This is a genomic window from Cryobacterium sp. (genome assembly GCF_025463825.1).
In the GTDB taxonomy this organism is placed as follows: domain Bacteria; phylum Actinomycetota; class Actinomycetes; order Actinomycetales; family Microbacteriaceae; genus Cryobacterium.
Map to the genome: position 1 here is coordinate 1 of NZ_JAODBG010000098.1, position 8,300 is coordinate 8,300.

7 protein-coding genes and 1 rRNA gene are annotated in these 8,300 nt (G+C 69.3%); all 8 read right to left on the bottom strand.

Annotated elements, in window-relative coordinates; translation table 11 throughout:
* On the bottom strand, window positions 1-1,118 hold a 1,118-nt coding region (locus JWP54_RS12130; RefSeq protein ID WP_297372396.1), incomplete at its 3' end, for a CTP synthase.
* Window positions 1,119-1,149: 31 nt separating this feature from the next.
* Window positions 1,150-2,853: a DNA repair protein RecN gene (gene recN / locus JWP54_RS12135; protein ID WP_297372399.1), complete on the bottom strand. Its 1,704-nt coding sequence runs from the start codon at window positions 2,851-2,853 to the stop codon at window positions 1,150-1,152.
* A 9-nt stretch (window positions 2,854-2,862) separates the two neighbouring features.
* Complete coding sequence (locus tag JWP54_RS12140; RefSeq protein ID WP_297372402.1) at window positions 2,863-3,783, bottom strand: NAD kinase; 921 nt, start codon at window positions 3,781-3,783, stop codon at window positions 2,863-2,865.
* A 5-nt stretch (window positions 3,784-3,788) separates the two neighbouring features.
* Window positions 3,789-4,736: a TlyA family RNA methyltransferase gene (locus tag JWP54_RS12145; protein WP_297372405.1), complete on the bottom strand. Its 948-nt coding sequence runs from the start codon at window positions 4,734-4,736 to the stop codon at window positions 3,789-3,791.
* Window positions 4,733-4,876 (bottom strand): hypothetical protein, encoded by a 144-nt coding sequence (locus JWP54_RS12150; RefSeq protein ID WP_297372408.1) that lies wholly within the window; start codon window positions 4,874-4,876, stop codon window positions 4,733-4,735. The genes JWP54_RS12145 and JWP54_RS12150 overlap by 4 nt, the downstream gene beginning before the upstream one ends.
* A gap of 142 nt (window positions 4,877-5,018) precedes the next feature.
* Window positions 5,019-6,044: an HAD-IIA family hydrolase gene (locus JWP54_RS12155; RefSeq protein WP_297372412.1), complete on the bottom strand. Its 1,026-nt coding sequence runs from the start codon at window positions 6,042-6,044 to the stop codon at window positions 5,019-5,021.
* Entirely contained in the window at window positions 6,037-7,602 is a 1,566-nt protein-coding gene (locus JWP54_RS12160) for a hypothetical protein (RefSeq protein ID WP_297372417.1), read from the bottom strand. Before JWP54_RS12160 ends, JWP54_RS12155 begins: the two co-directional genes overlap by 8 nt.
* A 581-nt stretch (window positions 7,603-8,183) precedes the next feature.
* Window positions 8,184-8,300 (bottom strand): 5S ribosomal RNA (rrf, locus tag JWP54_RS12165).

Below are 8,300 nucleotides of genomic sequence, written 5' to 3' on the forward strand. Positions count from 1 at the left end.
CCGCGGATGCCGAAGCCGCCGGGCACGCAGATGGCATTGACGCCGTCGAGGGCCTGGATGGCGCCTTCGCGGGTTTCGCATTCGTCCGAGGGGACCCAGCGGATCTTGACCTTGGTGTCGTTGGCGAAACCGCCGGCGCGCAGGGCCTCGGTCACGGACAGGTAGGCGTCCGGCAGGTCGATGTACTTGCCCACCAGGGCAATTTCGACGTGGTGTTTGGGGTTGTGGACGGCTTCAAGCAGCTTGTCCCAGCTGGTCCAGTCCACGTCCTTGAAGGGAAGATCCAGGGCACGCACGATGTAGGAGTCAAGGCCCTGGGTGTGCAGGGTCTGGGGGATGTCGTAGATGCTGGGCGCATCGGCTGCGTTGACTACGGCGTCGATGTCGACGTCGCACATCCGGCCGATCTTTTCCCGCATGGCGTCCGGCACTTCACGGTCCGAGCGGATAACGATCGCTTCGGGCTGGATACCGATCGAGCGCAATGCGGCGACGGAGTGCTGGGTTGGCTTGGTCTTCAGTTCCTGGGACGGTCCGATGTACGGAACCAGGGAGACATGCAGGAAAAAGACGTTGGTGCGGCCGATGTCCTGGCGCACCTGGCGGGCCGATTCGAGGAACGGCTGCGATTCGATATCGCCCACTGTCCCGCCGATTTCGGTGATGATGACGTCCGGAGCGTTCTTGCCTTCGGCGGGCAGGCGCATCCGGCGCTTGATCTCATCAGTGATGTGCGGGATGACCTGCACGGTGTCGCCGAGGTACTCGCCGCGGCGTTCCCGGGCGATGACCTGCGAGTACACCTGACCGGTGGTGACGTTCGCCGCCTGGGTGAGGTTGATATCCAGGAATCGCTCGTAGTGGCCGATGTCGAGATCGGTTTCGGAGCCGTCGTCGGTGACGAAGACTTCGCCGTGCTGGAACGGGTTCATCGTTCCAGGATCGACGTTGAGGTAGGGGTCGAGTTTCTGCATCACAACGCGCAGTCCGCGAGCAGTGAGCAGGTTGCCGAGGCTTGCCGCCGTCAGGCCTTTACCCAATGAAGAAACGACACCACCGGTCACGAAAATGTGCTTCGTAATGTCGTCTGATTTGTCCGCGTTTATATTGTTCACCACGGGCTTCGATCCTATCACCTAGCGGGGGCCTTCAGTTGGAGCGAGTGGTGCGGGCAAGCTCGATCAGTTCGCGGGCGTGCTCGAGGCCGCTCGTCGAATCGGGCAGGCCGGAGAGCAGCCGGGCCATCTCGGCAGCGCGCGCATCGCCGGCGAGCTGGCGCACACTGCTCGCGGTGACCGAGCCGTCGCTGTCCTTCACCACGCTGAGGTGGTTGCCGGCGAAGGCTGCCACCTGGGCCAGGTGGGTGACCACGATCACCTGCGCGGTTTCGGCCAGCCGGGCGAGTCGGCGGCCGATCTCGATCGCGGCGGCGCCGCCCACGCCGGCGTCGACCTCGTCGAACACGAAGGTGGGTACGGGGTCGGTCGCGTTGATGACCACCTCGATGGCGAGCATCACCCGGGAGAGCTCACCGCCGGAGGCACCGCGGGCCAGGGTACGCGGTTCCGCGCCGGCGTGCGGTTGAAGCAGGATGCGCACCACGTCGTGGCCGGTGGCGGTCACGACGTCCTGCCGGTCGACTTCGACGACGAGGCGGGCGTTCGACATGGCCAGCGCGGCCAGTTCGGTGGTGACGGCGGTGCCGAGGGCGGCGGCGGCGGCGGCGCGAATGCCGGTGAGCTGGTCGGCGAGGCGCTGCACGAGGTCGTGGTCGGCGGCGGTGTCGGCGCGGAGGGCCTCGATCCGGTCGGAGTCGCTGTCGAGTTCGACCAGGCGGCTGCTGCCGGTGTCTAGGAAGTCGATGGCCTCGTCGAGGCCGCCCGCGAACTTGCGGGAGAGCACGGACAGCTCGGCGCGGCGTTCCTGCACCACCTCGAGTTCCCGGGCGCCGTCGGCGTCGAGGCCGGCGAGGTAGCTGGAGAGTTGCGCGGCGATGTCGGCGACGATGAACCCGGCATCGGCGATGGCTTCGGCCAGCGGCGGCAGCACCGGGTCGTGGCCGGCCACCTTCTCGAGTTGGCGACGGGCGGCTTCGAGCAGGGCCACCACATCCGGGGTGTCGTCGGTGCTCTCCTCGGCGGAGACCAGTTCGCGAGCCTGCGCGGCGGCGAGCCGGAGTTCCTCGAGGTTGCCGAGCCGTTCGGCCCGGCTGGCGAGTTCGTCGTCTTCGCCGCGCTGCGGGGCGGCTGTTTCGATCTCCGCGATCGCCAGGCGCAGGTCTTCCGCTTCGCGCGCGCGGCGGTCCTGCTCGGTGACGAGCAGGTCCAGGTCGGTCTGGTTGGCGTGCCAGCGGTGGTAGGCGTGCTGGAAGTCGGTGAGCACCTCGGTGAGTTCGGCGCCGGCGAACCGGTCGAGGGCGTCGCGCTGGGCGGATGCGGAGCGCAGGCGTACCTGGTCGGACTGGCCGTGCACGACGACGAGGTCGCCGCCGAGGTCGCCGAGCACCCCGGCGGGGGCGCTGCGGCCGCCGACGACGGCGCGGCTGCGACCCTCGGCCGAGACCGAGCGGCTGAGCAACAGCTCCAGGCCGTCGAGGTCTCCCCCGGCGTCCCGCACCCGCTGGGCGACGGGTCCGTCGGGATTGATCAACCACCGGCCCTCCACCCAGCTCTGCGGCTGGCCGGCCCGCACGGTGCCGGGATCGGCGCGTTCGCCCAGCAACAGGCCGAGCGCGGTGACCACCATGGTCTTGCCGGCACCGGTCTCGCCGGTGATGGCCGTGAAACCGGGGCCCAGCGGCAGGGTCGCCTCACGGATGACACCCAGGTCGCGGATCACCAGTTCTTCGATCATGTCAGCGCCTCATTCCCGGCCAACCGGGCCCCGCCAGCCCGTGATGGGCAGGTTGAACTTGTTCACCAGGCGGTCGGTGAACGGGCCGCTGTGCAGGCGGGCCAGGCGCACCGGCACCGGGGAACGGCGCACGATCACGCGCGCGCCCGGCGGCAGGTCGAAGACGCGGCGGCCGTCGGCGCAGAGCACCGCGGTGCTTTCGGTGCGCGCGAGCACCTCAACGGCCAGAGACGAGTCCGGGCCGACCACGAGCGGCCGGGCGAAGAGCGCGTGGGCGCTCAGCGGCACGAGCAGCAGGGCGTCCAGGCTGGGCCAGACGATGGGACCGCCGGCGGAGAATGAATACGCGGTCGACCCGGTAGGGGTGGACAGCACCACGCCGTCACAGCCGAAGGCGGAGAGCGGCCGGCCGTCGACCTCGATGATCACCTCGATCATCCGCTGCCGGCTGCCCTTTTCGACGGTGGCTTCGTTGAGCGCCCAGGTCTCGTAGACGACTTCCTGGTCCACCTTCACCCGCACCGACAGGGCCATTCGCTCTTCGACGAGGTAGTCGCGCAACAGGGCGCGGCGCACGGCCTCGCCGAGGTCGTCGCGTTCGCTTTCGGCAAGGAAGCCGACGTGGCCGAGGTTGATGCCCAGCAGCGGGGCGGAGCAGCCGCGCACGATTTCGGCGGCGCGCAGGATGGTGCCGTCGCCGCCGAGCACGATCACGAGCTCCAGGTCGGTGGCGTGCACGGTTTCGCCCAGGATGGCGATGCTGCCGTTCAGCTGAGGGCAGGACGCCAGCAGGTCGGCGCGTTCGTCGGCGGCCAGCACCGGCACGGCGCCGGCGGCGATGAGCTGCTCGCACACCGTGGCCGCCGCTTCGAGGGAGTCCTGCCGGCCCGTGTGGGCGACGACGAGGATGTGCCTGGGCGTTGCGGTCATGCTCGTCACGCTCCCACCAGTGCGGTTATCCGGTCGATCCATTCTGTCGGATTGCTGCCGGTTTTCCTTCTCAGCCACACGAGATACTCGTGGTTGCCGGCGGCGCCCGCGATCGGGGATGCGATCAGGCCGTTCACCTTCAAGCCGAGGTCCCAGGCGGCCCAGAGCACCCCGGAGACGGCGTCGGCGCGGAGCCCCGGGTTGTGCACGACACCCTCCCGGATGCCGCCGCGGCCCACCTCGAACTGCGGCTTGATCAGCAGCACGAAGTCGGCGCCGACCGACGCGGTGGCGACGAGTGCGGGCAGCACGGTGGTGAGGGAGATGAAGGAGAGGTCGCCCACGACGAGGTCCGGGCGGTCGGTCACGCCGGAGGCGCCCGCGATGGTCTCGGCGGTTGCGTAACGCAGGTTGAAACCCTCGACGAGCACGACCCGCTTGTCAGCCCTGATGGTGGGTGAGAGCTGGCCGTGGCCCACGTCGACGGCGATGACCCGGGCCACACCGCGTTCAAGCAGCACCTGGCTGAAGCCCCCGGTGGAGGCGCCGGCATCCATCGCGGTACGACCCGTGACGGGCAGCTCGAACGCGTCGAGGGCGGCGACGAGCTTGTGGGCACCGCGGCTGACGTAGTGGTCGGTGGGGGCTACGGCGATGACCTGATTCTCGCGCACCTTGGCGGAGGCCTTGACGACGGGGCTGCCGTCGACGGTGACCAGGCCCTCGGCGATGAGCCGGGCGGCGACGGTGCGGGAGCGCACCAGGCCGCGTTCGAACAGGGCGGAATCCAGCCGTTGCTCCCCCGTCGGTGAGACGGCAGGTTCGGCGGCGGGGGCGGCCGGCGGAGTCACCGGCACGCTCGTCGGCTGCGGCGCGGGCCGCTGTGGTGCCGGCTGGTCCTCGTGCTGGTTCCCCAGGTCGGGGTCGGGCTCTGGCGTGCTCGTGGTGGTCATTCGGCCTTCGATCGGGGCACGTCGCCACCTTCAAGGTGGTCGCGCAGGCTGTCGTGCAGCTGGGTGTACGCCGCAGCCCGCTCCGCGAGGGGCAGGGCCTCGACGGCCGCGATGCGGGCGGTCAGCTCGCCGTCGAGCACGGGCTGAGCGAACTCGGCCGGGTCCGGGTGTGCCGTCGCGGCAAGATGCGGTGGCGTCGGTGCAGACGGCGTGGGGCGCGGCCCCGGTCGTCCGGGCGTCGGCCGTGCCTCGTCTACTCCGTCTGCAGTCACGGTTCCTAGGCTACCGTCCGAGATAGAGACTCTCCGGAACGTTCAGCCCGTAGATCGGCCGGCCGGATGCCCAGATCACGGCGCACGCGGCCCGCAACAGGTTGATGCCGTCGTCGCCCACGGCCACGATCTGCACGTCTGCGCCGCTCAGCCGCACCGAGGCGCCGTCGACGGTGGCCTGGGACTTGTCCTTGGAGAACACGGTCTCCGGGTACGGCTCGTGCAGCTGGCGCAGGTCATCCAGGATGAACGTGGGGCGCTCCTCCGGGCCAGCCGCGAGGGCCTGCTTGGCTTTGTCGATTCCGGTCAACACCAGCACGGCCGGGATCCCGGCGCGGTTGGCGCCGAGGATATCGGTGTCGAGCCGGTCGCCGATGAAGAGTGGAGCGGTGGCATCGAAGCGCTTGATCGCCTCGAGGAAGATCGGGATCTCCGGCTTGCCGGCCACCAGCGGCAGACGGCCGACGGCGGTGTGCACCGCCGACACCAGGGTGCCGTTGCCCGGCGCGATGCCGCGGGCCTGCGGGATGGTCCAGTCGGTGTTCGTGGCGATCCACGGGATGCCGGCGTACTCGCCGTCGGGTGTGACGCCGGCGTTGAGGGCGAAGCAGGCCTCGGCCAGGTGGGTCCAGCCGACGTCGGGCGAGAAGCCCTGCACCACGGCGGCCGGAGAATCCTCGGCGGACCGGGTGACCTCGAAGCCGTGCTTGTGCAGTTCGTCGACGAGGCCGTCGCCGCCGACGACCATGATGCGCGAACCGGCCGGCACCTGGTCCACGAGCAGCCGCATGGCGGCCTGCGGCGAGGTGACGACGTCGGACGGTGCCACGGTCAGGCCGAGGTCGGTGAGGTGGCCGGCGACGGAGGCATCCGTACGGGACGCATTGTTGGTGATGTAGCCCACCCGGATGCTCTCGGCGGCCTTGTTGAGGCCGTCGATCGCGAACGGAATGGCATGCGGGCCGGCATAGACGACGCCGTCGAGGTCTGCGAGGACCACGTCGATGCCGGCCAGCGGGGTGGCCGGCTCAGTCAACGGGCGTCGTCTCAGGATCTTCGTCCACGCTCGTGGCGCGGTCGGTCGACTCTGTCGATCGGTCGGGCTCGCTGGTTGATTCGTCGGTCGATTCGTCATCGGGCGAAGCAATGTCCTCGGTGTCGGTGATGGTGGTGTCGGCGACCTCGAGCTCGTCGGGCACGTCGGCGTTGTCTGCGTCCGCCGTGTCGTCGTCGTCCGCGGTGTCGTCGTCGTCGGCAGTGTCGTCGTTGCCTTCGGCGTCGGCGTCCTCGTCGTCCTCGTCGAACTCTTCGTCGTCCAGCTCGACGATCTCAATGGTCTCGTCGACGTCACCGTTCAGGGCGGCGTCGGCGCGGGAGGCGCGTTCGTTCCAGACCTCGGCCTCGTCGGTGTGGCCGAGTTCTTCGAGCACCTCGGCGTAGGCGGCGAAGAGCTCCGAGCTGTAGGAGTAGGCCGTCTTCGGGTCGAGCTGGGCGATCTCGAGTTCGTTCAGCGCAGCCTCGGTCTCGCCCAGGTCGAGACGCGCGCCCGACATGGCGATGGCCAGGGCCACCTGTACGCCGGCCGGCAGGGTGGAGCGGTCGACCGAACGGCCGAGCTCCAGGGCGCGGTCGGGGCGGCCGACGCCGCGTTCGCTGTCCACCATGAGGGGAAGTTGGGCGTTGGAACCTGAGATGCGACGGTAGGTGCGCAGTTCCCGCAGGGCCAGGGCGAAGTCGCCGGTGGCGTACGCGGTGATGGCCAGGCTTTCGCGCACCACGGCGATGCGGCCGGCGCGGCGGGCGGCGCTCATCACATGGCGGTGGGCCAGCTCGGGGTCTTCGTCGATCACTCGCGCGGCCATGGCCAGGTGGCGGCCGACGGCCTCGGCGTTGTCCTTGGTGAGGGTCTTCAGTTCATTGCGGGCGATGCGGTCGAGATCGTCGGCGGTGATGTCGTCGGGCAGCTCGGGGTCGTCGTGACGCGGACGCACCGACCGCAGCTCGCGCTGCATGCGCTGCTCTTCGGTCATCTCCTCTTCGACGACGCGGGCGTCGCGGTCACCGCGGGCGGGGGCGCCTTCGCGGGTCCACAGCTTCTTGCCGGCGTCGCGCGGGGCGCCGGCGCGGGTCGGCGATCCGCCGCGGGCGCTGTCCTTCAGCCACGGCTTGTTCTCGGTGTCGCGCTGCGGGCGGTCGGAGTTGCCCTTGTACGCGGGACGGTCGCTGTTGCCCTTGTACGCCGGACGGTCACCATCGCGCTGCGGACGATCAGAGTTGCCCTTGTACGCGGGACGGTCACTGCTGCCCTTGTACGCCGGACGGTCACCATCGCGCTGCGGGCGATCAGAGTTGCCCTTGTACGCGGGTCGGTCCGAGTTGTAGGCCGGACGGTCGCTGTTGCCCTTGTACGCGGGGCGGTCGCCGTCGCGCTGCGGGCGATCACTGTTGCCCTTGTACGCGGGGCGGTCGGAGTTGCCCCGGTACGACGGACGGTCGCCATCACGCTGGGGCCGGTCGGAGTTGCCCTTGTACGCGGGTCGTTCGCTGTTCCCGCGGTAGGGAGGACGCTCTCCGTCACGCTGGGGGCGATCCAAGTTGCCCTTGTACGCGGGTCGATCGCTGTTGCCACGGTAGGGAGGACGCTCTCCGTCACGCTGGGGACGATCCGAGTTGCCCTTGTACGCCGGACGCTCACCATCGCGCTGAGGACGGTCGGAGTTATAAGAGGGACGGTCGCTGTTGCCGCGGTACGGTGCCCGCTCGCCACCCTGGGGCCGGTCGGAGTTGCCGCGGTACGGAGGACGCTCACCATCACGCTGCGGGCGATCCGAGTTGCCGCGGTACGGAGGACGCTCACCATCACGCTGCGGGCGGTCGGTGTTGCCGCGATAGGAAGGTCGCTCACCATCGCGCTGCGGACGGTCGTTGCCGCCGGTGTTTCCACGGTACGGCGGTCGAGCGCCGTCCTGGCGGGGCCGGTCCGACCCTCCGCGACCACCCTGGTAGCCGCCGGTTCGACGGTCGCCGCTTCCGTTATCGCGTGCGTCGTTCCCGTTGCGTTCCGTGGGGGTCACTGTTTATCTCCTGTAGGTGTGGCTGACGTACCGGACTACATCTCCAGCGTACGTTAACGCAAAATGGCCACCCGAATGGGTGGCCATTTTGACTAAGTTAAGTCCGGCGGTGTCCTACTCTCCCACAGGGTCCCCCCTGCAGTACCATCGGCGCAAAGAGTCTTAGCTTCCGGGTTCGGAATGTGACCGGGCGTTTCCCTCTTGCTATGGCCGCCGAA